This is a genomic window from Pseudomonas sp. GW821-FHT04C07 (genome assembly GCF_059420325.1).
In genome coordinates this window covers 135,948-157,782 of record NZ_JBWKTM010000013.1, presented here as the reverse complement: position 1 = coordinate 157,782, position 21,835 = coordinate 135,948, and the positions used below count along the sequence as shown (strand labels likewise).

Annotated in this window: 23 protein-coding genes and 2 pseudogenes; 13 read left to right on the top strand and 12 right to left on the bottom strand. The window is 59.6% G+C overall.

Translation table 11 applies throughout. The annotated features are described in order from the left end of the window. Positions 1-35 precede the first annotated feature (35 nt). The 7 genes from AC07UI_RS22820 (at position 36) to AC07UI_RS22790 (ending at position 5,194) form a co-directional block, all read left to right on the top strand. Positions 36-1,076 carry a YncE family protein gene (locus tag AC07UI_RS22820; RefSeq protein WP_494994640.1) on the top strand — a complete coding sequence of 347 codons (1,041 nt, stop codon included), beginning with the start codon at positions 36-38 and terminating at the stop codon, positions 1,074-1,076. A gap of 304 nt (positions 1,077-1,380) precedes the next feature. Continuing rightward, the gene (locus AC07UI_RS22815) at positions 1,381-1,938 is read left to right on the top strand and encodes a sigma-70 family RNA polymerase sigma factor (RefSeq protein ID WP_494994639.1); all 558 of its coding nucleotides are present in this window, start codon (positions 1,381-1,383) and stop codon (positions 1,936-1,938) included. A gap of 1 nt (position 1,939) precedes the next feature. Beyond that, a complete protein-coding gene (locus AC07UI_RS22810) occupies positions 1,940-2,599 on the top strand; it encodes an NrsF family protein (RefSeq protein WP_494994638.1) in 660 nt (219 codons plus the stop codon). 120 nt (positions 2,600-2,719) lie between these two features. Further along, positions 2,720-3,040, top strand: a complete 321-nt coding sequence (gene bufA1 / locus AC07UI_RS22805) for a BufA1 family periplasmic bufferin-type metallophore (RefSeq protein WP_494994637.1) — start codon at positions 2,720-2,722, stop codon at positions 3,038-3,040. A gap of 18 nt (positions 3,041-3,058) precedes the next feature. After that, a complete protein-coding gene (gene bufB, locus AC07UI_RS22800; protein WP_494994636.1) occupies positions 3,059-3,949 on the top strand; it encodes an MNIO family bufferin maturase in 891 nt (296 codons plus the stop codon). Next, a complete protein-coding gene (locus tag AC07UI_RS22795; protein ID WP_494994635.1) occupies positions 3,933-4,736 on the top strand; it encodes an HvfC/BufC family peptide modification chaperone in 804 nt (267 codons plus the stop codon). Before bufB ends, AC07UI_RS22795 begins: the two co-directional genes overlap by 17 nt. Further along, positions 4,733-5,194, top strand: a complete 462-nt coding sequence (locus AC07UI_RS22790; RefSeq protein WP_494994634.1) for a DoxX family protein — start codon at positions 4,733-4,735, stop codon at positions 5,192-5,194. The genes AC07UI_RS22795 and AC07UI_RS22790 overlap by 4 nt, the downstream gene beginning before the upstream one ends. Positions 5,195-5,719: 525 nt before the next feature. Here the strand turns inward: AC07UI_RS22790 and AC07UI_RS22785 are convergent. Genes AC07UI_RS22785 through AC07UI_RS22775 form a run of 3 tightly spaced genes read right to left on the bottom strand, consistent with a single transcriptional unit; the run spans position 5,720 to position 6,575 of the window. After that, the gene (locus tag AC07UI_RS22785; protein ID WP_494994633.1) at positions 5,720-5,938 is read right to left on the bottom strand and encodes a GDCCVxC domain-containing (seleno)protein; all 219 of its coding nucleotides are present in this window, start codon (positions 5,936-5,938) and stop codon (positions 5,720-5,722) included. Between the two features lie 7 nt (positions 5,939-5,945). Beyond that, a complete protein-coding gene (gene merP, locus AC07UI_RS22780) occupies positions 5,946-6,221 on the bottom strand; it encodes a mercury resistance system periplasmic binding protein MerP (protein WP_494994632.1) in 276 nt (91 codons plus the stop codon). Positions 6,222-6,230: 9 nt separating this feature from the next. Continuing rightward, positions 6,231-6,575 carry a mercuric transporter MerT family protein gene (locus tag AC07UI_RS22775; RefSeq protein WP_494994631.1) on the bottom strand — a complete coding sequence of 115 codons (345 nt, stop codon included), beginning with the start codon at positions 6,573-6,575 and terminating at the stop codon, positions 6,231-6,233. A 77-nt stretch (positions 6,576-6,652) separates the two neighbouring features. On the opposite strand from AC07UI_RS22775, the gene merR reads away from it, so the two are divergent. Beyond that, entirely contained in the window at positions 6,653-7,051 is a 399-nt protein-coding gene (merR, locus tag AC07UI_RS22770; protein WP_494994630.1) for a mercury resistance transcriptional regulator MerR, read from the top strand. 361 nt (positions 7,052-7,412) lie between these two features. Here the strand turns inward: merR and AC07UI_RS22765 are convergent, their stop codons facing one another. The 3 genes from AC07UI_RS22765 to AC07UI_RS22755 form a co-directional block, all read right to left on the bottom strand. After that, positions 7,413-8,282 carry a carboxylate/amino acid/amine transporter gene (locus AC07UI_RS22765; protein WP_494994629.1) on the bottom strand — a complete coding sequence of 290 codons (870 nt, stop codon included), beginning with the start codon at positions 8,280-8,282 and terminating at the stop codon, positions 7,413-7,415. A gap of 211 nt (positions 8,283-8,493) precedes the next feature. Beyond that, complete coding sequence (locus AC07UI_RS22760; protein WP_494994628.1) at positions 8,494-9,093, bottom strand: FMN-dependent NADH-azoreductase; 600 nt, start codon at positions 9,091-9,093, stop codon at positions 8,494-8,496. A gap of 150 nt (positions 9,094-9,243) precedes the next feature. Further along, the gene (locus tag AC07UI_RS22755) at positions 9,244-9,561 is read right to left on the bottom strand and encodes a 3-phosphoglycerate kinase (protein ID WP_494994627.1); all 318 of its coding nucleotides are present in this window, start codon (positions 9,559-9,561) and stop codon (positions 9,244-9,246) included. 49 nt (positions 9,562-9,610) lie between these two features. On the opposite strand from AC07UI_RS22755, the gene AC07UI_RS22750 reads away from it, so the two are divergent. From AC07UI_RS22750 to AC07UI_RS22730, 5 genes and pseudogenes are all read left to right on the top strand, one after another. Next, on the top strand, positions 9,611-10,534 hold the full coding sequence (locus AC07UI_RS22750) for a PA3225 family LysR-type transcriptional regulator (RefSeq protein WP_494994626.1): 924 nt from the start codon (positions 9,611-9,613) through the stop codon (positions 10,532-10,534). Positions 10,535-10,564: 30 nt separating this feature from the next. After that, on the top strand, positions 10,565-11,368 hold the full coding sequence (locus AC07UI_RS22745; protein WP_494994625.1) for an alpha/beta fold hydrolase: 804 nt from the start codon (positions 10,565-10,567) through the stop codon (positions 11,366-11,368). A gap of 3 nt (positions 11,369-11,371) precedes the next feature. Further along, positions 11,372-11,935: a peptidylprolyl isomerase gene (locus AC07UI_RS22740; RefSeq protein WP_494994624.1), complete on the top strand. Its 564-nt coding sequence runs from the start codon at positions 11,372-11,374 to the stop codon at positions 11,933-11,935. A gap of 86 nt (positions 11,936-12,021) precedes the next feature. Next, complete coding sequence (locus AC07UI_RS22735; protein ID WP_494994623.1) at positions 12,022-13,854, top strand: ABC transporter ATP-binding protein; 1,833 nt, start codon at positions 12,022-12,024, stop codon at positions 13,852-13,854. Between the two features lie 51 nt (positions 13,855-13,905). Then, a pseudogene (locus tag AC07UI_RS22730) lies at positions 13,906-13,998 on the top strand (aquaporin); the annotation flags it as partial. Positions 13,999-14,016: 18 nt separating this feature from the next. Here the strand turns inward: AC07UI_RS22730 and AC07UI_RS22725 are convergent. The 6 genes and pseudogenes from AC07UI_RS22725 to hrpA form a co-directional block, all read right to left on the bottom strand. After that, entirely contained in the window at positions 14,017-15,141 is a 1,125-nt protein-coding gene (locus AC07UI_RS22725; protein ID WP_494994622.1) for a GNAT family N-acetyltransferase, read from the bottom strand. A 222-nt stretch (positions 15,142-15,363) separates the two neighbouring features. Continuing rightward, positions 15,364-15,582: pseudogene (locus AC07UI_RS22720) on the bottom strand (porin); the annotation flags it as partial. A gap of 20 nt (positions 15,583-15,602) precedes the next feature. Beyond that, positions 15,603-15,836 (bottom strand): anti-sigma factor family protein, encoded by a 234-nt coding sequence (locus tag AC07UI_RS22715; protein WP_494994621.1) that lies wholly within the window; start codon positions 15,834-15,836, stop codon positions 15,603-15,605. Then, positions 15,830-16,444, bottom strand: a complete 615-nt coding sequence (locus AC07UI_RS22710; protein ID WP_494994620.1) for an RNA polymerase sigma factor — start codon at positions 16,442-16,444, stop codon at positions 15,830-15,832. Before AC07UI_RS22710 ends, AC07UI_RS22715 begins: the two co-directional genes overlap by 7 nt. 81 nt (positions 16,445-16,525) lie before the next feature. Beyond that, positions 16,526-17,647, bottom strand: a complete 1,122-nt coding sequence (locus tag AC07UI_RS22705; protein ID WP_494994619.1) for a beta-ketoacyl-ACP synthase III — start codon at positions 17,645-17,647, stop codon at positions 16,526-16,528. A gap of 240 nt (positions 17,648-17,887) precedes the next feature. Further along, positions 17,888-21,799: an ATP-dependent RNA helicase HrpA gene (hrpA, locus tag AC07UI_RS22700; protein ID WP_494994618.1), complete on the bottom strand. Its 3,912-nt coding sequence runs from the start codon at positions 21,797-21,799 to the stop codon at positions 17,888-17,890. Positions 21,800-21,835 lie beyond the last annotated feature (36 nt).

Sequence of the window (21,835 nt, the reverse complement as noted above, 5' to 3'; positions counted from 1 at the left end):
ATTGAACCCGCCCTGCCCGAGCAGAAGAGGGTCTCATGAACATACGGCACAATCGACGTTTCGCTCTGCCAGTCCTCGCCGCCCTGTTGACTGCGCTAGCCGTTATGGACTTCGCAAGCCTTCGTTACTGTCAGGCGGCAGACGAGCCGCCGACTAGCGACTTGCCACTGAGGCACGTCACCGACATTCCATTGCCCGGTGGCGCCACTCGGCTCGACTACGAGAGCTACGATCCAGAGCGCAAGCTGTTGTTCATCGCACATCTTGGTGACGGCGAAGTTATCGCCTTTGACATGCGTGAGTCCCGCGTCGTTGGGCGCATTGCGAACGTCTCGTCGGTACACGGTGTGCTCGCTATTGCTGAGTTGTCGCGCGTCTATGCGTCGGCGACAGGCACCAACGAAATCGTTGCGATTGACGAAGCGACCCTGGCTGTTGTCAGTCGCATACCGGGCGGCATCTATCCCGACGGCATGGCTTATGCGCCCGACGTTCACAAGCTTTACGTATCGAACGAAAACGGCGAGACCGAAACGGTGATCGACGTACGCACCAACATGCGTATTGCGACGATTCCGTTGGGAGGTGAAGTCGGCAACACACAATATGACCCGGTATCACGACACATCTTCGTCAATATCCAGACACGTCGGCAACTTATCGAGATCAATCCCGCGACCGACCAAATTGTGGCGCGCATTGATCTGCCGGGGGCGCGCGGCAACCATGGTTTGTGGATCGATCCGCGTGACCGACTTGCCTTTATCGCGTGCCAAGGTAACGACAAGCTCCTTGTACTGGACATGCACACAATGCGGGTTATCCAGGAGTTCGATACGGGGGGAACCCCTGATGTGCTTGCGTTCGATCCTGTGCTGAGCACACTTTATGTGGCCGCAGAGGCCGGTATTGTGTCGATGTTCCACGTCAAGGACACAGTCGTCACGAAAGTCGGCAATGGCAGCGTGGGCCCGTATGCGCACGTCGTTGCCGTCGATGCCTCGACGCACCGTTCGTATTTTCCGCTCAAGAATATCGACGGGCACCCGGTACTACGGATTATGGAACCCCGGTAGCACATTCATGCAGCTGTCGACTCGTGAACCTGGCGAATCCATCCGGCTCGCCACCGAACCTATGGACATGCGTTCCGGCACCGACACCGCGCTGGCGCGGGTATCTCACTTCACTGGTTGTATACCGATTTTCGAGTAACTGTCCAAGGGCCTTGAGCTACAGTTGTACTGTCTCCTCTCCAGGGGTTTCAAGTCGTTCGCTTTGGCCAACGGCTTTGGGCCAGGCCTTGTCGAGGCCATGGCTGCTCACTCCGATAGTCGAGCACGACTGACTCTTGAGACATCCTTGAGGACAACCCGTGCGATGCATCAAGACGATTCACATCTGGCGTCGTTGATGGCTGCGGCCCAGCTTGGCGATCAGGCAAAATACACGCGACTACTGCGCGTGGTTACCCCGATCCTGCGTCGGCTGGCCCGCCAGGGATGGCCGATGGGCAGACCCGCCGATATTGAGGACGTAGTCCAGGACACGCTGCTGACGCTTCATTTGATCCGCCATACCTATGATCCGACTCGCCCTTTCATGCCGTGGCTGACGGCGATCCTGCGGCGGCGCCTCGTGGACGGCGTGAGGCGGCGCTCGCGGACAGACCGCAAAGAACTCGTGGTTGACGCGCTCGACGTAACCTTTGCGATCGAGCCGACGAATGATACTTACGAACCCCCGGTGGACACGGAAACGCTGGGAAAGGCTATCGCCTCGCTGCCTCAAGGCCAGCGGCAGGCGATCGAACTGCTCAAGCAGCGGGAAATGTCGCTCAAGGAGGCGTCGGCAGCGACCGGGATGAGCATTGCAGCGCTCAAGGTGGCCACTCATCGGGCGTTGAAAAGACTTCACGACCTGCTGCTGATGAAGTGACATGAAAACCGATGAACTCATTGATGTGCTCGCGGCGGATCTGAAGCCGGTTCGACGCCTGCTGCCCCCCGCCTGGCGTTTGATCGGGTGGCTTGCCGTGTCGGTGCCAGTCATGGCGCTTATGGTCGGCGCAATGGGGATGCGTCCGGATATCGGGGTGAAGTTCGCCGAGCCGGTTTTCCTGACGCAGGAACTGGCGTCGCTGGCCACGGCGTTAATAGCTGGCTGGGCCGCGCTCGTCACCTGTGTGCCGGGTGAGCCGGGCTGGAAGCAGTGGACACCCATGGCTCCGCTGACCCTATGGATCGCGACCCTGGGCCATCAGTGCTGGGACGAGTGGATGCGCCTGGGGTTGAGCGGGATGGCGTTTCATTCCGACCTCATGTGCCTGCCGGCCATCGCGATGACCGGCGCTGTCCCGGCACTGGCGATCGTGCTTGCGATCCGGCGTGGTGCACGCCTGCCCGCCCCCTGTGCGGTGTGGTGGGGCAGCCTGGCTTCTGCGGCGCTCGCCAACGTGGCATTGCGGCTTTTCCATCCGGAAGACGCCGCGTTAATGGTGATCGTCTGGCAATTTGGCAGCGTACTGCTATTCATGACCTTGCTTTCACTGTGCCGGCGCTATCTGGTGCCAGAACGGACGGTGTGCGGCCTTCGCTGATCGGGCTGTCTCGCGGCAGGCAATGCGTCCTTCGTGGTCGACCTGTAACCTTTTGCCGCCGCGAACGAAGTATTCGATACCGGTCTCGCATCGAGGCCGCTCACGTCAGGATCCTGAGCTATGAACCGTCGACTTTACGCCGCCACCACGTTGTCTGCCGCGATGGGGCTGGCGCTCGCCATGCAGGGTTTACCGGCCGGCGCGCAGGAGATGAAAGACATGTCGAATGCGCCACCGATGGTGAAAGAAAACATGATGAAAATGCAGAAAAATCACCTCGAAAAATGCTACGGGATCAATGCCGTCGCAAAAAACGACTGTGCCGAAGGCACCCATTCCTGCGCCGGCCAGGCCAGCCAGGCGCGCGACACGAAATCGTTCGTGCTATTGCCCGCCGGGGTGTGCGGCAAGATCGCGGGCGGGGCAATGAAATCCACCTGATCGACGGAGAGCGCGGCCATGAGTCTGTCTCAATCCGGCCGGTGCGCGACGTCCGGCCCGATCCCGCCTTCAGTGGGGGTCGGGCTGCGCTTCCCGCATCATCAGATCTTCGTCGATACGCATCCACCGGTCGGCTGGCTGGAAGTGCACGCAGAAAACTACATGGGGGGCGGCACGCCGCTACACTATCTGGAAACGCTGCGGCGCGACTATCCGGTCTCGTTTCACGGGATTGGCCTGTCACTGGGTAGCGCGGACGGACTCGACCCCATCCATCTCGAGCGCCTGCGCCGTGCAAGCGAGCGCATCGAACCCGGCCTGATCTCGGAACACCTGTCGTGGAGCGTAGTCGGACAGACGTATCTCGCCGATCTCCTGCCACTACCGATGACGGAAGAGGCGCTCGACGTCGTCTGTCAGCACGTCGAGCAGGCGCAGACGCGGCTGGGTCGGCAAATTCTGGTCGAGAACCCTTCAACCTACCTGCAGTTCAGTCATTCGACGATTCCGGAATGGGAGTTTCTGTCGACCGTCGCCGCACGTACGGGCTGCGGGATTCTGTGCGACGTAAACAACATCTATGTGAGCGCGCAGAACCATGGCTGGGATGCGTCGGCCTACCTGCGGGCACTACCACCGGCCGCGATCGGCGAGATACATCTGGCGGGCCACTCAGTCGTGGCGCTCGATTCCGGCGCCATGCTGCGCATCGACGACCATGGCTCGCGTGTCGCACCTGCCGTCTGGGCGCTCTATGAAGAAGCGCTGGCCCGCTTCGGCCCGGTTCCGACTTTAATCGAGTGGGACACCCATATCCCTTCGCTGGACGTGTTGATCGAAGAGGCCACACACGCCGAGTGCTACCTCGCGCATTCAGCGCCAAGGAACGATCATGCCGTCCTTGCGTGAGTTGCAGGATGCGGTGCGGCGCAGCATCGTCGATTGTGACAACGTCGATGCCGTGGCACACGTCGTTGCCAACGGGATCGCTGCGCAGGAGCGTCTGTCGGTCTACCGGAACACCTTCGCGCAAACCCTGATACGCGCGCTTCGCCTGTCTTACCCGGCTGTCGACCGGCTGGTGGGCACTGAGTTTTTCGACGCGGCGGCACGCGAGTACATCACGCAGCGGCCGCCCCGCAGCAGCTACCTCGATGAGTTCGGCGGCGATTTTTCGGCCTTTCTCGGACGGTTTGCGCCGTGCGCTTCGGTGCCTTACCTGTCCGATGTGGCACAACTCGAATGGGCCGTCAGCTGCGCCCTTCACGCAGCCGATGCACCGGCGCTGACAATTGCGTCGCTGCGTGCAGTCGAGGCTACGCAATACGCTTGGCTCAGCTTTGTACCTCACCCATCCGTCAGCATGATTCGAACCGGCTACCCTGCTGACACCATCTGGCATGCGGTACTCATGGATGATGAGGCGGCGTTGACGGCGATCGACCTGTCGGGCTGTCCGACCTACCTGATGGTTCAGAGGGGGGGCTCTGGCGTTCGGGTTGACCGCGTCGACGGGATGGTCTGGCGCTTTAGCCGTGCGCTGTGTTCGGGATGCATGCTGGGCCTTGCCCTCGATGATCATCCCGGCATCGATGCCACTGCTGCACTGGCCAGTCTCCTGGCACAAGGGTGCTTTGCCGGGTTCAGCCAGGCTTCGCAGTCTGGGCCAACTCAATCGCTAACGGAGTTGCCATGAACCACCCGGCTGCGCCGCGCGGGCTAGCCCTCACGTTTTACGTGCGGGCCTTGCACTGGCTCGAGCGCATTCCCTATTGGTTCCTTGCCATTGCGTTGCGACTAGCGGTGGCTACGGTGTTCTGGAACTCGGGCATGACCAAGCTCGCCAGCTGGGACACGGCCGTTGCGTTGTTCACCGACGAGTACCAGTTGCCGCTTCTACCGCCGGAAGTGGCGGCGTATATCACGGTATCGATCGAACTCACGTCACCGGTGCTGTTGATCCTCGGTCTGCTCACCCGGCCCACGGCTGCCGTCCTGCTTGGCATGACCACGGTCATCGAGGTATTCGTCTTTCCACTGGCGTGGCCAACCCATATCCAGTGGGTCGCCATGCTGCTGGTACTGCTGGCGCGCGGCCCCGGCCGACTCTCGCTGGACGGGTTAATTCGCAAGCACCTGCTAGGCGACGCCTGATTGCCGCATTGTCACCAGGTGGAGAACTGCGCGTACCCGGTGATAGTTATGGATTGCTCTGTTTGATTGATCAGGTGACGGAGGTTGCGTGCGAAGCAATCAAGCCTCCACACGACCAGAGTGTCGCCTTCGCGCAAAGCCTTTAAGCCGGACGATCCCCCTTCCGTGCCGAGGTCTGATCTTCATAAAAAGGTGTCGGAGCGACCCCGGCCGCAACGAAAGCATCATGTTGGTAAGCGTCTAATATCCCTCGTCACGTTGACGTCGACACAACCCGATGTGAATGCACCACGGAACACGCTAGCTTGCCGCCTTTGACAATGGGCGGCTTCTACCTCGAACCGACGGAACGGCAGACACATTGGGATGGCAAAGTCCTGTTGGCTCGCCACGGTAAGACACAGAAAACAATGTCCAATTGATCGTGGTGAGTGCTTGGCTATCAGGTATACCGCCAAGACGGGCGTCGCTTTTTATGCATCTACGCCGGTGTTCAGGTAAAACTTCGGCATGAGGGCTATGTGGTCAGTGCACTGGCGTGCAGCATTCACGCTGCTGGATCGGCGGACACTTCACCGAGCCGAACGAACAGAACACACAGCAGTCGCCCGCATTGGGGCGCAACAGCGCCTTACAATTGCCGCATTCGTAGAAAAACTGGCAAGCGTTGGTAGGCATGGTTTCCAGCTTGGCAAAACCGCATTGCGGGCAGGTCAGCACGGACTCAAGAACGACGGTGTTCATTGAAACCTCACTTACGGACGGTCGAAGGATAACCAGCGTTTGTGGTTGCCCCGGTCAGTGCTTCGGGCCGGGACTGGTCAGCGTCGTAGGTGACGATGGCTGTCTTCTTGTCGAAATCGACCTTGACCGAGCTCACTCCGGGAACTTTTTCCAGCGACTTTTTGACCGTGATCGGACACAGCTCACACGTCATGTTCTGTACATCGAGCGTGACCGTCTGGGAAGTTGCAGCCAGCACCGCGAAGGGGATGGCGGTCAGCATGGCCATGAGTAGTTTGCGCATGAGGGACTCCTAGTAGAACAGTGGGGCCAGTGACGGTACGGCGAGTAGACCGAGCAGCAATATGGCGACGATCCAGAACGTGAGCCGCTGCCGCTTGATGGTTCGAGTGTCGGCGCAGGGCGTACCCGGTGCGCAGACTTGTGGCACCACATAGAGCTTGCGCAAGGCCAGACCAAGGAACAGCAGCGTCAACCCGATAAACAGGGGCCGGTATGGCTCCATGGCTGTCAGGTTTCCTACCCATGCTCCGCCGATGCCGAGTGCTAGCAATATGAGGGGGCCGACACAGCACACCGACGCGCCAATAGCAGCCAGTACGCCCGCGATCAACGAGCCTTTCCCAGTGAGTTGCATCCTGTTCACGCCTTAAATCCGATTGCCCATGTATCATTCTAGATCCCGTACTCAGGTACGGAGTCAAGGAGAATGCAATGGTGACCGAACTGACCATCGGCAAGCTGGCGGAGGCCGCCGACGTGAACATCGAGACGATCCGCTATTACCAGCGGCGCGGTCTGCTGGAAGAGCCCCCAAAGCCGCTTCGCGGTCATCGGCGTTACCCACCCGACACGGTAAAGCGCGTGCGCTTCATCAAGCGGGCGCAAGCCCTCGGTTTCACGCTGGCAGAAGTCAGCGGATTGCTTCGACTCGATGCTGTGCATGCATGTGCCGAGACACGAGCCTTGGCTGTCCGCAAGCTGACCTTGATCAATCAGAAGATGTCCGACCTCGCCGCCATGCGGCAGGCGTTGGGAGGACTGGTTCAGCAGTGTGATGTTGGCAACGACGGGGTGGCCTGCCCAATCATCGACATGTTGGAACGGGAGTAAGAAGTTCAACAAACCGCGGCAAGTGGGCTTACCTGCTTGATGCGCAAAGCACACAGTTATCAACAAGCGCCCTCCTCCCAGAGAAGAGTGAAGGATGCGCCTGTCTCGTTCTACCAAAAACACCCGAAAAGCAATGAAAAACTCTGCTACTTAATAGTGTTTGTAGGCTAACCAAACGCCCGTCAGGGCTGCCAGCCAAACCAAATGTATGGTCAGCCCATCTTCTGCCGCCCAGCAACCGAGCGGCAATGATTTGCGCGCCGGGTTGTTACCGGCGGTGTTGGGGGCGGGCTACATCCCCGAATCTGAAAAGCGTTCGATGTAATAACACTGCCCTTGCAGGAGCACGGCTTGCCCGCTTCTACGAAGGGCAACCTGCGGCACGCCTCGCACCGAATCGGCTAATCCACACCGCCCCCAGAATCACCAGCCCACCAAAGAATAACCGCCCCAACGTTTCGTGCTGATTCCATATCAGCAGGTTGATCAACAGCCCCACCGGCACATGCAGGTTGTTCATCACCGCCAGCGTCCCGCCATTGACCAGGCACGCGCCCTTGTTCCACCAGTACAGGCCCAATGCCGTACTCACCAGGCCAAGGAACACCAGCACGCCCCATTGCAACGGCGCCTCGGGCAGGAAATTCGCCTTGCCGAACAGCACAAACGCCGGCAACGCCACTGCCAGTGCTCCCAGATAGAAATAGCCAAAGCGCCGGTAATGCGGCAGATCGCTCGGGTAACGTGCTACCAGATGCTTATAAAACACCTGCCCTGCGGCGTAGGTGAAATTAGCCAGTTGCAGCAACAAGAAGCCCATAAAGAAGTCCGGATTGATCCGGTCATAGCGGATCACCGCCGCGCCGAGCACCGCGACCAATGCCGCCACCAGTGCCCAGAGATTGAAGCGGCGATTCAGCGCATCTTCGATCAGCGTCACGTGCAGCGGTGTAAGAATGGTGAACAGCAACACCTCCGGCACCGTCAACACGCGAAAGCTCAGGTACAGGCAGACATAGGTCACCCCAAACTGCAACGCGCCGATCAACAGCATCCCGCGCATGAAGGCCGGTTCAACCTGCCGCCAGCGGGTCAAGGGAATGAACACCAGCCCGGCCAGCAGCACGCGCACCAGCACCGCAAAGTAACTGTCGACATGGCCGGCCAGGTATTCACCAATCAAACTGAAGGAAAACGCCTGAATCAGCGTGACAAAAAGTAGATAGCCCATACGCGCCTCGTCTCGAATGGCGGCGACGATAGCGGTTTTGCGACTGGCAGTGAAATCACAGACAAAAAAAACCCGATCTCGCGTTGGCGTCGATCGGGCAGGAGCACTCAGGGGCAACAAGTGCAAAGGGAGGTTCGATGCGCGAACCGGCTTGAAGGGAGTGCACAATGGCGCTACTAAACCATCAGGCGATTATCCGGTGATTAACACCTCAGGCGACCTGGGCGAGCCTGGCGTTAGCCTGGTTCAGACCTTTTTCGTGGAAGTCTCCCCCCAGGTTCATGCCTTCGGCGTGAATGAACTCGACGTCGTGGATCCCGATGAATGCCATGACCTGACGCAGGTAGGGTTCCTGGTGATCGGCGGCGCTCCCGGCATAGATGCCGCCACGAGCGGTCAGCACATAGGCACGCTTGCCAGTGAGCAGGCCTTGCGGGCCGGTTTCGGTGTATTTGAAGGTCACGCCGGCACGCAGCACATGGTCCAGCCAGGCTTTCAGCGTGCTCGGGATGGCGAAGTTGTACATAGGCGCGGCCATCACCAACACGTCGGCGGCCAGCAGCTCATCGGTCAATTGGTTGGAGCGCTCAAGGGAGGCGTGTTCGATCTCGTTGCGCTGTTCGGCAGGTTTCATCCAGCCGCCCAACAGGTTGGCATCCAGGTGCGGAACCGGGTTGATCGCCAGATCACGGATGGTGATCTGGTCAGCAGGGTGAGCGGTTTTCCACTGGCTGATGAAGGTTTGGGTCAGTTGGCGTGAAACCGAATCTTGCTGGCGAGCGCTGCTTTCGATGATCAGTACGCGGGACATGGGTTGTAGCCTCCATCGGTGAATGCTGTAAGTCGATGGAGTGGAGATTAAACAGAGTCGTATCGATGAAAAAGCGCAAATAACTGCTATAACCCATCTATAAATTCGTTTATAAGCGGAGCATGCCCGGCAGACCTGCTCCGTGCTGCCTCACTTGGGCGGCGTACAGCTGAGTGCAATCCGCAGCCTGATGATCTTGCGGTTGAACCTGGCCGAGACATCACTGCGTTTACCGGCCTCCACAATGACCCGTCGTGTGCGCGGTGACTCCGGACCATTGCGAAACACCACCGAGCATTCCACCGGCACCGTGCCGTAGTTGTTCAGGGTGATGGCACCCATGTCGTAGTCGGTTGCGTAAGTGGTGTAGTCAACGCTCAAACCATTGAGCTGCTTCTCGACATCGATGGGGTAGGCAAACGCACTGAGAGGCAGCATCGCCAGCAACACGCAACAGATTTTTCTCATTCGGCAGTCTCCAATATGGACAGCCAGCTTAGGACAAGAGGAGCTCATCTTGAAAGCGCCCCGCGTTACCCTTGATCAATGGCGGACACTGCAGGCCGTGGTCGACCATGGTGGCTTTGCCCAGGCAGCCGAAGCGCTGCACCGCTCACAATCCTCCGTCAGCTATACCGTGGCGCGCATGCAGGACCAGCTCGGCGTACCCCTCTTGCGTATCGACGGCCGCAAAGCCGTGCTGACCGAAGCCGGTGGCGTGTTGTTGCGCCGTTCCCGGCAACTGGTCAAACAAGCCAGCCAGCTTGAGGACCTGGCGCACCATATGGAGCAAGGCTGGGAAGCTGAAGTGCGGCTGGTGGTCGATGCCGCTTACCCGAATGCCCGTTTGGTGCGCGCTCTGACGGCGTTCATGCCGCAAAGCCGTGGCTGTCGCGTGCGCTTGCGCGAAGAAGTGCTGTCCGGGGTCGAAGAGGTGCTGCTCGAAGGCGTCGCCGACCTGGCCATCAGTGGCTTCAGCATTCCCGGTTACCTGGGCACAGAAATGAGTGCAGTGGAATTCGTCGCCGTGGCTCACCCGGAACACCCACTGCATCGGCTGAACCGCGAGTTGAATTTCCAGGACCTGGAAAGCCAGTTGCAAGTGGTGATCCGCGACTCTGGCCGCCAGCAACCGCGGGACGTCGGCTGGCTCGGCGCCGAACAGCGCTGGACCGTCGGCAGCCTGGCCACCGCCGCGACCTTCGTCGGCAGCGGCCTGGGGTTCGCCTGGTTGCCACGGCACCTGATTGAACGTGAACTCAAGGAAGGCCTGCTCAAGCTGCTACCGTTGGACCAGGGCGGCAGTCGTCACCCCACGTTCTATCTGTATTCAAACAAGGACAAACCACTGGGCCCGGCCACGCAGATTCTCATCGAACTGCTGCGCACCTTTGACACGGCGCCGCTGGATGCGCCCTTCGCCGCCCCACAGCAAGCCTGAAACCCGGTAAGCACGAACAGGAGTTCTGCCATGGCCTATTTCGAACATGAAGGTTGCACCCTGCACTACGAAGAATATGGTCACGGCGAACCCGTGCTACTGCTACACGGGCTGGGCTCAAGCGCCTTGGATTGGGAGGATCAGATCCCCGCGCTGGCGGCTCGCTACCGGGTGATCGTCCCGGATGCTCGTGGCCATGGTCGCTCCGAAAAGCCCCTCGAGCGCTACAGCATTGCCGGCTTCAGCGCTGACCTGATCGCCCTGATCGAGCACTTGAACCTGGGCCCCGCCCATGTGGTCGGGCTGTCCATGGGCGGCATGATTGGCTTTCAGCTGGCGGTGGACCAGCCGCAGTTGCTCAAGAGCCTGTGCATCGTCAACAGCGCACCCCAGGTAAAACTGCAGACGCCGGATGAATATTGGCAGTGGTTCAAGCGCTGGAGCCTGATGCGCGTCGTGAGCATGAGCGCCATCGGCACGGCGCTGGGCGCGAAGCTTTTCCCCAAACCGGAACAAGCCGGGCTGCGTAGAAAAATAGCCCAGCGCTGGGCAAAAAACGACAAACGTGCTTATCTCGCCAGCTTCGATGCAATCATCGGCTGGGGCGTGCAGGAACGACTTTCCCGTATTATCTGTCCAACCCTGATCGTCAGCGCCGACCGTGACTACACGCCGGTCGCGCTGAAAGAGGCCTATGTAAAACTGTTGCCCAATGCGCGGCTGGTGGTGATCGCCGATTCCCGCCACGCGACCCCACTGGATCAACCAGAACGCTTCAACCAAACCCTGCTCGAGTTTCTAACCGCAGTTGACACCACCACCCAGGATCACTGACCCATGCTAAAGAAAATCGCCCTCCTCGCCGGCTCCGCTCTGTTTGCCGCTAACCTGATGGCCGCCACACCAGCCACGGCGCCGCACGTTTTGCTGGAGACCACCAATGGCCAGATCGAAATCGAACTGGACCCGGTCAAGGCACCGATCAGTACCAAAAATTTCCTTGAGTACGTCGATAGCGGTTTCTACAACAACACCATTTTCCACCGCGTGATTCCGGGCTTCATGGCCCAGGGCGGCGGTTTCACCGCGCAGATGCAGCAAAAAGACACCAAGGCGCCGATCAAGAACGAAGCCAGCAACGGCTTGCATAACGTACGCGGCACCCTGTCGATGGCTCGCACCTCGAACCCGGATTCGGCCACCAGCCAATTCTTCATCAACGTGGCCGACAACGCCTTCCTCGACCCGGGCCGTGATGCCGGTTACGCAGTATTCGCCAAAGTGGTCAAAGGCATGGACGTGGTGGACATCATCGTCAACTCCCAGACCACCACCAAAAACGGCATGCAGAATGTGCCAGCCGACCCCGTGTTGATAAAGTCGGCCAAGCGCATCGACTAAGCTACACAGGAGTCTTGAGCGGCAGTTCTTTTGAAGTGCCGTTCACATTTTAGAAAGGAGAGCCCGCCTGGCGGGCGTTAGAACCAATGCTCTATCGTCGTTTTGAACAACTGATCGATATTTTTCGCGACGCTCCGACAGCGGCTCCGCCGAACACGGTTCTACCCTTTTACGTTTATTACCTGCGTCAGGTCTGGCCAAGTTTTGCCGCCCTGCTCATCGTCGGCCTGTTCGGTGCGCTGATCGAAGTCGCGCTGTTCAGTTACCTGAGCCGGATCATCGATCTGGCCCAAGGCACGCCGAATGTCGACTTCTTCAAGATTCACGGCATCGAGCTGATCTGGATGGCGGTGGTCGCCCTCATCCTGCGTCCGTTCTTCGTCGGTCTGCACGACCTGCTGGTGCACCAGACCCTCAGCCCCGGCATGACCAGCATGATTCGCTGGCAGAACCACAGTTACGTGCTCAAACAAAGCCTCAACTTCTTTCAGAACGATTTCGCCGGGCGCATCGCCCAGCGGATCATGCAGACCGGCAACTCCCTGCGCGACTCAGCCGTGCAAGCGGTGGACGCATTGTGGCACGTGCTGATCTACGCCATCAGTTCGCTGGTGCTGTTCGCCGAGGCCGACTGGCGCCTGATGATCCCGTTGCTGAGCTGGATCGCCTGCTACATCGGCGCGCTGTGCTATTTCGTGCCGCGGGTCAAACAGCGCTCGGTGGTGTCCTCCGACGCTCGCTCGAAGCTGATGGGACGGATCGTCGACGGTTACACCAATATCACCACGCTCAAATTGTTCGCCCACACCCACTACGAACAACAGTACGCCCGCGAAGCCATCGAAGAGCAAACGGAAAAGTCCCAGCTGGCCGGTCGCGTCGTCACCAGCATGGACGTGGTCATCACCGGCATGAACGGCCTGTTGATCGTCTGCACCACGGGCCTGGCCCTGTGGTTGTGGACCCAGTCGCTGATCTCGGTCGGCGCCATCGCGCTGGCCACTGGCCTGGTGATCCGCATCGTCAACATGTCCGGATGGATCATGTGGGTGGTCAATGGCATCTTCGAAAACATCGGCATGGTCCAGGACGGCCTGCAAACCATCGCCCAGCCCGTCAGCGTGACCGACCGCGAACAGGCCCCGCGCCTGGAAGTGGCACGCGGCGAAGTCCGTTTCGATCACGTCGATTTCCACTACGGCAAGAAAAGCGGAATCATCAGCGACCTCAACCTGACGATCAAACCCGGCGAAAAAATCGGCTTGATCGGCCCCTCTGGCGCGGGCAAATCGACCCTGGTCAACCTGCTGCTGCGTCTTTACGACCTGCAAGGCGGACGAATTCTGATCGATGGCCAGAACATCGCCGACGTGGCCCAGGAAAGCCTGCGCGAGCGAATCGGCATGATCACCCAGGACACCTCGCTGCTGCACCGCTCGATCCGCGACAACCTGCTCTATGGCAAACCCGACGCCACCGATGAAGAACTCTGGGAAGCAGTGCGCAAGGCCCGCGCCGACGAGTTCATCCCACATCTTTCCGATGCCCAGGGCCGTACCGGTTTCGACGCCCACGTCGGTGAGCGCGGCGTGAAACTCTCCGGTGGTCAACGCCAACGGATCGCCATTGCCCGGGTGCTGCTCAAGGACGCGCCGATACTGATCATGGACGAAGCCACCTCGGCGCTGGACTCTGAAGTCGAAGCGGCCATTCAGGAAAGCCTGGAAACCCTGATGGAAGGTAAAACCGTGATCGCCATCGCCCACCGGCTCTCCACCATTGCCCGAATGGACCGTTTGGTGGTGCTGGAAAAAGGCCGGATCGCCGAAACCGGCAGCCACAGCGAACTGCTCGCCCACGGCGGTTTGTATGCGCGGTTGTGGCAGCACCAGACCGGTGGGTTTGTCGGTATCGATTGAGCTGCGTGATTGACGCTGCCCCTGTGGGAGCGGGCTTGCTCGCGATGAACGATTCAGCAACTGTGGATGTTCTGGCTGGCGCCGATCCTCGGTGCGGTCATTGACGGCGTGACCTGGCGCTGGTTGGGCAAGGAAGACCGCTGATCCAGGGATCAGCGAGGATCAGTCTTGCCTATACGGCAAAGCGGTTCTCGCTTCCTCGGCATACGCCAGCACGCCGAGTCGCTCCTGTTGCAGGAAGTCCTTCACCGCCGCCTTCAAACCCGGATGCCTCAGGTAGTGCCAGGAATGGGTGATCACCGGTTCGAAACCACGAATCAACTTGTGCTCCCCCTGAGCTCCGGCATCGAACCGTTGAAAACCGTTGGCAATCGCGTAATCCATGCCTTGATAAAAGCACGTCTCGAAATGCAGGCGGTCGAACTCCGCCAGGCAGCCCCAATAGCGACCGTAAAAACTGTCGCCACCCACCAGACTGAACGCCATAGCCACTGGCCGTGAACCTTGTTTGGCCAGCACCACGCGAATGGCTTCGGGCATGCGTTCGGCCAGCAGACTGAAAAATTCCCGAGTCAGGTACGGCGCCTGCCGGCGTATTGCGTAGGTATTGGCATAGCAGGCATAAACGAAGTCCCACTGCGTTTGATCAAGTTGCCGTCCTTCGAGCCATTCAAACTCAATGCCCTGCCCTGCGACCTGCTCGCGCTCCTTGCGCATCTGCTTGCGTTTGCGCGAACTCAAGGCGTCGAGAAAGTCCTGGAAATCCCGGTAACCACGGTTTTGCCAGTGGTACTGACAGCCGACACGTTGCAGCCAACCCGGCTGCTCGGCCAGCGCGGCATCGGTGAACGGGTCGGTGAAATTTATATGAGCACTGGAGAGCCCTTCGATTTCCAGATACCCCGGCAGGCTTTTCAGCAGCTCGAAGCCATCCTGTGCATTGGCGGCCAACAGACGCGGCCCGCTCACCGGACTGAACGGCACGGCAGTCAAAAGCTTTGGGTAATACTCGATCCCGGCGCGCTCACAGGCATCGGCCCACCCATGGTCGAACACGTATTCGCCGTAAGAGTGCCATTTTCGGTAACTGGGCAATGCAGCAAGTAATCGACCGCCCTCAACATGCAGTAAATGCTCGGGTTGCCAACCGGAGTGCGGACCAAGGCTGCCACTGTCTTCCAGTGCACTGAGGAAGGCATGTCGCAAGAACGGCTGACCGTCGGGCACCAGCGCATCCCATTCTTGAGAGGCGATTGCGGACAGACTCTCCAAACGTTGTAACGGCATCACATTCCCCGACGATCATGACTCACAGACGCGCCGAGTATCGCCCATCTCCGCTGCGGCCGGAATAAAAATACCCCGTCGAGGCGAGGTCAAAGCGAAAGGAGCTTTAACGGATGAGAAAGAGCCGGTTTCGGTTTTAAGCCTTGCTTGGAACACGTACTGCACACGAGCTACAAGTGCATCGCCGCTGTCATCACCGTCGTTGTTGGTGACTTTGTCAGTTTCCAGACCGAAGTCTTCGTCGAAACGGCCGGCGCGGAAGGTGACCGGCTTGAAGCCGACGCAGGAAATCGACGCTTCGTCGAAGTAACCGTCGTTCGCAGTTCCCGAGTTATGGGAGAAGTCGTAGTTGATCTGGTATTTCCAATCCTTGTAGGCGGTGCCGCCCAATTCCAGAAAAGCACGACGCAAGAAAGCGGCGTCGGCTGTATCGCCATCCTCGTAGCCGACTGCGGCAGTGGCTATTGGTTGCTTTTGCGTTCTTCGGCCAGGCGTTTGGCCAAGTCGTCAACATCGGGGACGGGAGGTTCAGGCATCACGCGCAAGGTGGCCTGCATCAAGCGCATCTGACGAATAAAGCGCCGGCAGTTGGGGCAAAACATCAAATGATGGCGCACCATCAAACGCTCACGAAAGCTCAACTGGCCATCAAGGTAATCACTGGAACGCGCCACTTGTTCCTTACAGGTCAACATTCGCCGGTTTCCTCAAAATGCTCCACCGTAGCGAAGACTTTCAGCCGTGCCCGATGCAGCAGCACACGAACATTGGAGAGCGAAATCTCCAGAAGATTACAGATCTCCTCCAACTCCAGGCCTTGGCGCTCGCGCAGCAGCAACACACTGCTTTGCAGTTCAGAGAGGCTCAGCAAGGTATGTTCCAGGCACTCGCGCAGCTCATTTTCGGTGAGTAGGGCATCGGGCGTGTCCTCGTGCCAAGCGAACGGAGCCACTAGCCAGTGACCGTCATCTGGGGAAAACCGCTCATCCCCAATCGTGCCGTGGGGCGACGGTAAATCATCCAGCAGGACTTCCCGACGGTTTTGTTTGTAACGGCTTTTTGCAGAGTTGGCGGTGATGGTCAGCAGCCAGGTCTTGAGGCTCGAACGCCCCTGAAACCCGGCCAGGTTACGCACGACCGACAGCCAGGCGTCCTGCACCACTTCGTCGGCATGGCGGTTGCCGACAATGGCATAGGCCACAGCGCGCATGGCGCTCTGGTAAGTGTTGACCAATTCCTTGTAAGCCCGCTGCTCACCCACCAGCAAGCGTTCGAGCAGTTGCGTGTCGTCAGCTGCGGCCATTCATGCCTCGTGCCATAAACAATGACTCCCGTAGGAAGCGAGCTTTTGTGGCGAGGGGGGCTTGCCCCCGCCTCACACAAATCAACGCTTACGCAGAATCACGCTACCAATCGAGTAACCCGCGCCAAACGAGCTGAGCACCGCCAGCGAGCCGCTCGGCAAATCGTCCTGATTCTTGTGGAATGCAATCACCGACCCTGCCGAGCTGGTATTGGCGTAGGTGTCGAGAATTACCGGGGCTTCTTCGACCGAGGCTTCACGGCCCAGCAGTTTCTTGACGATCAGGTGGTTCATGCTGAGGTTGGCCTGGTGCAACCAGAAACGCTTCACGTCGCTGACGCTGAGCGTGTTCTCTTCCAGGTGGGTGGCGATCAGCTCTGCCACCATCGGGCAGACGTCACGGAAAACCTTGCGACCTTCCTGCACGAACAGCTTGTCTGGAGCACCGACGCCCTCTTCGGCTGCGCGGTTGAGGAAGCCGAAGTTATTGCGGATGTTGTTGGAAAACCTGGTCAGCAGTTTGGTGCCGACAACGTCGAACTGGTACGGTGACGTTGCCAGATCGGCACGCTCGATGATCACTGCCGTCGCGGCGTCACCAAAAATGAAGTGGCTGTCGCGGTCGCGGAAGTTCAAGTGGCCGGTGCAGACTTCCGGGTTGACCATCAGAATCGCCCGGGCCTGGCCGAGCTGGACACTGTTAGCGGCGGCCTGGATGCCAAAGGTCGCCGAGGAGCAGGCCACGTTCATGTCAAAGCCGAACCCTTGAATACCCAGCGCCTCCTGGACTTCGATGGCGATGGCCGGGTAGGCCCGTTGCAGGTTCGAGCAAGCAACGATAACGCCGTCGATATCGGCGGCGGTCTTGCCGGCGCGCTGCAAGGCTTGCTCGGCGGCACCGACGGCCATTTGGCATAGCACCGACCATTCGTCGTTGGAACGCTCAGGCAGACGCGGCGTCATGCGCTGCGGGTCAAGGATGCCTTCCTTATCCATGACGAAGCGGCTTTTGATCCCCGAAGCCTTTTCAATGAAGGCAGCACTGGATTCGGTCAGCGCCTGAACTTCGCCGCGCTCGATGGCAGCGGCGTTATCGACATTGAACTGCTGTACATAGGCATTGAAAGACTGCACCAGCTCTTCGTTGGAGATGCTGTTGGCCGGGGTGTACAGGCCGGTGCCGCTGATGACAACGTTATGCATGCTCATATCTCTAATCTGTTCAGGCAGAAAGCATTGGCACTGACGTACCAACACGTAAATGGTCTGATCCCGTCAGAGGGGATGAAACCTTGCGTCGCTTTATTCCAATCAGCCCAGGCTGCGAAGGCTCAAATCTGCGGGGCCGGCGTTTATGACTGCGAAGTTTGCCATAACCGCAGGCATTTGGCCCCTTTTTGCAGGATGAAACGCCTGCCACAAACTCAGCGGCAAGCCGTGCTCCTACAGTTCGACCTGGCTCCACTGCTTGCTTAAACGCTTGTCGGAGATTGGTACCCTGGTCCCCAATTGTTGGGCAAACAACGAAACCCGGTACTCCTCCAACCACCAGCGATACAGCTCCAGCTGCGGATCGCGCTTGCCTTCCTGGGCGTGTTTGTTGGCCCGCGCCTGGTATTGCGTCCACAACCCGGCCAGTTCGGTACTCCAGACCCGATCCTTTTGCACCTGGCTTGGCAGTTTCTCAAGGCGCAACTCGATGGCCTTGAGGAAACGTGGCAGTTCCTTAAGCCAAACAGCCGGCGTTTCGCGGACAAAGCCCGGATACACCAGCTGACTCAATTGTTGCTTGATGTCATTGAGGGCCACCGCCTGCGCCAGGTCGATCTTGCCTTTGAAGCGCTTTTGCAGACCGTGCCAGAGCTTGAGCGTCTCCAGCGTCAGTTTCGCCAACCGCTCGGCGTGCTCGGTCCAGGCGCCACGCTTGCGTTCCGCCAACGCAGCCAGCCCGGCGCCATCGCGCGGCAGGTTGGCTTCGCCGTCGAGAATACAGCTATCGAGGCTGGCCAACAGGATGTCTTCCACCAGGCTTTCGATACGCCCCAGCTCGCGGTACAGCAAACCCAACTCGGTCATTCCCGGTAATTTTCCGCGCAGGAATTTCGCCGGCTCGGCCAGTTGCTGCATCAACAAGCGCTGTAAAGCCCGGCGATGCTGGAACTCGGCCTCGGCGGCGGTGGAGAATCGTCCCTCTTTGACCGTACCGCCCTCTTCCACCAGCGCCGGATAAACTGTCATCGACAACCCGGCGATCTTCTGTTGGGTTTTTTCGGCCACCGCGGCGAAGACCCTGGCCTCCACCGGCTGCTGGCTTTTCGCTGTTTGCGGCACAGCCAGTGCGGCCTGGCTGGCCTCGGCGAAACGCGCGGTCAACTCGGCCAGGTCACGACCTTCGCCAAGGAACTTGCCCTGACCATCGACAATCTCCAGGTTCATCCGCAGATGGCCTTCAACCTGCTGAGCCGATTCGGCCCAGGCTTCGTCGCTGACCCGCGCACCGGTCATGCGCAGCAATTCACGTCCCAACGCGTGAGGCAGTGAGCCGTCGGCAAAAGTGATGCGCTGCAACGCGGCTTTGACGAAGTCCGGTACTGGCACAAAATTCTTGCGCAGCGCCTTGGGCAAGTTGCGCACCAGTGCGATGCACTTGGCTTCGATCACTCCCGGCACCAGCCATTCCAGGCGCTCGGAGGGCAGTGCCGGCAGCAATGGCGCCGGCACCCGCAAGGTCACGCCGTCACGTGGATGGTTGGGCTCGAAGTGGTAGCTCAAGGCCAACGCCAGATCACCCAAATGCAAGGTGTCCGGATAATGCGCAGCGGTCACTTCACTGGCCTCGCGGGCCAACACGTCTTCTTCGCGCATGACCAGCAACTGCGGGTCTTTCTGGCTGTGGATGCGATACCAGCTGTCGAACGTCGCAGTCTGGTGGATATCGGCTGGCAGCCGCGCATCGTAGAACGCGAACAGGGTTTCTTCGTCAGCCAGGATGTCGCGGCGGCGCGCCTTGGCCTCCAGTTCGTCGAGTTGCTCGAGCAGTTGCGTGTTGGCGGTCAGGCACCTGGCTCGGGACTGGATTTCCCCGCGCACCAGGCCTTCACGAATAAACAGCTCACGGGACAGTACTGGCTCGATCGGCCCGTAATGCACCGGCCGCCGGCCAACCACGATCAGCCCGAACAAGGTGATTTGTTCGAAGGCGACAACCTGCCCGCGCTTCTTCTCCCAATGGGGTTCGAAGTGGTTCTTCTTGATCAAGTGCCCGGCCAGAGGCTCGATCCAGTCAGGTTCGATCTTCGCTACCATCCGCGCGTAAAGCTTGGTGGTTTCCACCAGTTCGGCGGTCATCAGCCATTGCGGGCGCTTTTTCCCAAGCCCCGATGAAGGGTGAATCCAGAAGCGTCGTTGGCGGGCGCCGAGGTAATCGCCGTCTTCGGTCTTCTGACCGATCTGGCTGAGCAAACCGGACAGCACGGCTTTGTGCAGTTTCGGGTAATCCGCCGGTTCTTTATTCAGGCTCAGCTGCATGTCGCGGCAGATCAGACTCAGCTGCCGATGGGAATCGCGCCATTCGCGCAGACGCAGGTAATTGAGGAAGTTCTTGCGGCACCAATTGCGCAGCGGACTGGCAGTCAGGGCCAGGCGCTGCTCTTCAAAGCCACGCCACAGATTGACCAGACCGGCGAAGTCCGAGTCCACGTCTTTCCACTGCGCGTGGGCCTGATCGGCGGCTTGTTGACGCTCCGGTGGGCGCTCGCGCGGGTCCTGGATCGACATGGCACTGGCGACGATCAAGACTTCCTGCAAACTGCCCAACTTGGCGGCTTCCAGCAGCATACGGCCCATGCGCGGGTCCACCGGCAGGCGCGCCAGTTGCCGACCCAGCGGTGTCAACTGGCTTTCGCGATCGACCGCCGACAGCTCTTGCAGCAGGTTGAAACCGTCGCTGATGGCCTTGCCATCCGGCGGTTCGATAAACGGGAAGTCGGTGATCTCGCCCAAGCGCAGATGCAGCATCTGCAGGATCACGGCCGCCAGGTTGGTGCGCAGGATTTCCGGATCGGTAAATTCCGGCCGTCCGATAAAGTCTTCTTCAGCGTACAAACGAATGCAAATGCCCGGCTCGACCCGTCCGCAACGACCTTTACGCTGGTTGGCGCTGGCCTGGGAGATGGCTTCGATCGGCAGACGTTGCACCTTGGCGCGGTAGCTGTAGCGGCTGATTCGCGCGGTGCCACTGTCGATCACGTAGCGGATGCCCGGCACCGTCAGCGAGGTCTCCGCAACGTTGGTCGCCAGCACCACACGACGCCCCGGGTGAGACTGGAAAATTCGCTGCTGCTCGGCTGGTGACAGCCGTGCGTACAACGGCAGGATTTCAGTGTGTTTGAGCTGGGCCTTGCGCAGCATGTCCGCGGCGTCGCGAATTTCCCGCTCGCCGGGCAAGAACACCAACACATCGCCAGGGCTGCGGCGCTCGCTGCGTTCATACGCGGCGATTTCGTCGAGGCTCGCGAGGATCGCCTGATCCACCGTCAAGTCGTCTTCTACGCGGTTACCCTCTTCGTCCTGCTCCAGCGTTAGCGGGCGATACCAGGTGTCCACCGGGAAGGTTCGGCCGGAGACTTCGACAATCGGCGCGTCATTGAAGTGTTTGGAGAAACGCTCCAGGTCGATGGTCGCCGAGGTGATGATGACTTTCAGGTCCGGGCGACGCGGCAGCAGGGTTTTCAGGTAACCGAGCAGGAAGTCGATGTTCAGGCTGCGTTCGTGGGCTTCGTCGACGATGATCGTGTCGTAGCGCTCGAGGTAACGGTCGTTCTGGGTTTCGGCCAACAGAATGCCGTCGGTCATCAGTTTGATCAGGGTATTCGAATCGCTCTGATCTTCGAATCGCACCTGATAACCGACCAGCGCACCCAGCGGTGTCGCCAGCTCTTCAGCAACCCGGCTGGCGACGCTACGAGCGGCGATACGGCGTGGCTGGGTATGGCCGATCAGGCCGTACTGACCGCGCCCGATTTCCAGGCAGATTTTCGGCAACTGGGTGGTTTTACCCGAGCCGGTTTCGCCGGCGATGATCAGCACCTGGTGCTTGAGCAGCGCCTCTTTGATTTCGTCACGCTTGGCGGCAATCGGCAGGCTGTCGTCATAACGAATCAGCGGCAGGCTGGCACGCCGCGCCATGACCCGCTCACAGGACGCCTGCATACGCGCGACCCACTGGGCCAGCTTGTCCTCGTCAGGTTTTTTGCGCAGCTCAAGCAACTGCCGCCGCAGCCGGTGACGGTCGGCAAGCATGGCGTGATCGAGGTTTTTCAGCAGTTGGTCGATAGCGGGCAATTCGTCAGTCATCAGGTACGCAAAAGTCGTCTAGTGGTGCAGGGGGCC